This is a genomic window from Arthrobacter sp. Dra40 (assembly GCF_059091905.1).
Genome location: NZ_JBNHHB010000409.1, coordinates 1 through 2,491, shown reverse-complemented (window position 1 = coordinate 2,491; position 2,491 = coordinate 1). Strand labels below are relative to the sequence as shown.

The following is a 2,491-nucleotide window of genomic DNA, read 5'->3' as shown; positions in this document are numbered from 1 at the left end:
TCGTCACAGACCCGGCCTCTTCGATCTTCGACTCGGGACTGACTAAGGTTATGGGTAATCAGGTGAAAGTTGTTGGCTGGTACGACAACGAGTGGGGATACTCCAACCGTCTGGTCGACCTGACGAAACTGATCGCATCGAAGCTGGCCTAGGTACGGCATGGCCCGTTCCATACGCATGAAGGTGGAAATGACTGCACATTCTCTCGACGAACTGCTGGCCGCAGGGGTCCGTGGACGCCATGTCCTGGTGCGCTCCGATCTGAACGTCCCGTTGGAGGGCGAACTGCCGGACCTGAAGGTGGCCGACGACGGCCGCATCCGCGCTTCGCTGCCGGTGATCACCAAGCTGGCGGAGGCCGGGGCCCGGGTCATCGTCACCGCCCATCTGGGCCGTCCCAAAGGAGCACCCGAGGATAAGTTCTCGCTGCGCCCGGCAGTCGCCCGGCTGAAGGAACTGGCGCCGGCCACCGTCAAGTTCGCCGAAGATACGGTGGGCCCGGCGGCGCAGGAAGCCGCTGCCCGACTGCAGGACGGCGAAGTGCTGGTGGTGGAGAACGTGCGGTTTGATCCCCGCGAAACCAGCAAGAACGACGCCGACCGGCAGGCCTTTGCTGCCGAGCTCGCGGGCCTGACCGGTGGCGACGGAGCCTATGTGGACGATGCGTTCGGGGCAGTGCACCGCAAACACGCGTCGGTCTACGACATCGCCCGCCAGCTCCCGGCTTACCAGGGCGACCTGGTACGGACGGAGCTGCAGGTCCTCAACAAGCTCACCGAGGCCCCGCAGCGGCCGTACGTGGTGGTGCTGGGCGGTTCCAAGGTCTCCGACAAGCTCGCCGTCATCGAGAACCTGTTGGGCAAGGCAGACTACCTTCTGGTCGGCGGCGGGATGGTCTTCACCTTCCTCGCTGCCCAGGGATACAAGGTGGGCGCCAGCCTGCTGGAGCAGGACCAGCTCGACACGGTGCGCGGCTACCTCGCACGCGCCAAGGAACTGGGCTGCACCTTCATTCTGCCCACCGACATTGTGGTCGCGGAAAAGTTCGCGGCCGATGCCGCCTGGGAAATAGTTCCCGCCCACAGCATTGAATCGGCCTCGTTCGGTTCCGGCGGCATCGGCCTGGACATCGGTCCGGAGTCGGCCGAAGCCTTCGCCCGGCAGATCCACTCGGCCAATACTGTCTTCTGGAACGGGCCCATGGGCGTGTTCGAGTTTGATGCCTTCGCCAACGGCACCCGCACCGTCGCCAAGGCCCTCACCGGCAGCGATGGGTTCACCGTCGTCGGGGGCGGCGATTCCGCCGCAGCCGTGCGTACCCTCGGCTTTGACGACGGCGCTTTCGGGCACATTTCAACCGGTGGCGGCGCCAGCCTGGAGTACCTGGAGGGCAAGGAACTGCCCGGCCTTGCCGCCCTGGAGGCCTGACAGCAGCCGAGGGCGCAGCCCCGCCGCGCAGCCGGGACGCAGCGTGACGGTGCAACCCGACCCCGAACCTCGACATCCCCGCCCTTCGGCGCGGCCCGACGCCCAGCACGACAGATGGAGACTTGAGTGACCACCTCGACCAACGGCAAGTACGATCGCACCCCGCTGATCGCCGGCAACTGGAAGATGAACATGGACCATGTCCAGGGCATCACCTTGCTGCAGAAGCTGGCGTGGACGCTCAGCGACGCCCGACACGACTACAGCCGGGTGGAGGTGGCCGTCTTCCCTCCGTTCACCGATCTGCGCGGGGTGCAGACGCTGGTCAACGGCGACGATTTGAAGCTGGTCTACGGTGCCCAGGACCTCTCGCCGCATGACGCCGGTGCGTACACCGGGGACATTTCCGGGCAGTTCCTGGCCAAACTGGGCTGCCGCTATGTGCTGGTGGGGCATTCGGAACGCCGCGAGATCCACGGCGAAGACGATGCCCTGCTGAACAACAAGCTGAAGGCTGCCTACCGCCACAAGCTGACCCCGGTGCTGTGCATCGGCGAAGGCCTGGCCATGCGGCAAGCCGGCGACCATGTGGAGCACACGCTCAGCCAGCTGCGCGCGGATGTAGCCGGCCTTGACGCCGCGCAGGCTGCACGGCTGGTCATCGCCTACGAACCGGTCTGGGCGATCGGTACCGGGGAAGTGGCGGGACCCGAAGACGCCCAGGAGATGTGCGCCGCCATCCGCGCGGAGATGGCCGTCCTGTTCGATGACACCGTGGCAGCCGGCGTGCGCCTGCTCTACGGCGGCTCGGTGAAGGCGGGCAACGCAGCTGCGATCCTCAACGAACGCGACGTCGATGGCGTGTTGGTTGGTGGTGCCAGCCTCGACGCGGGCGAATTTGCTAATATTGTGAGGTTCGAACACCATCTGCTGACAAAGTGATGTCTTCCCGCCACCGGGATATCTCGACAGCTGACGAAAGGCCACTGTGGAAGCTCTGAAGATCACGCTGCAAATCCTGCTCGGCATCACCAGCCTGCTGCTGACCCTGCTCATCCTGCTC

Annotated in this window: 2 protein-coding genes and 1 pseudogene; all 3 read left to right on the top strand. The window is 65.3% G+C overall.

Translation table 11 applies throughout. The annotated features are described in order from the left end of the window. A pseudogene (locus AC5RWT_RS36570) lies at positions 1–152 on the top strand (type I glyceraldehyde-3-phosphate dehydrogenase); the annotation flags it as partial. A gap of 37 nt (positions 153–189) precedes the next feature. Continuing rightward, positions 190–1,428, top strand: coding sequence for a phosphoglycerate kinase (locus AC5RWT_RS36565; protein WP_494084488.1), 1,239 nt, complete (start codon positions 190–192; stop codon positions 1,426–1,428). A 126-nt stretch (positions 1,429–1,554) separates the two neighbouring features. Next, on the top strand, positions 1,555–2,370 hold the full coding sequence (gene tpiA / locus AC5RWT_RS36560) for a triose-phosphate isomerase (RefSeq protein WP_494084487.1): 816 nt from the start codon (positions 1,555–1,557) through the stop codon (positions 2,368–2,370). The last annotated feature ends 121 nt before the right edge of the window (positions 2,371–2,491 follow it).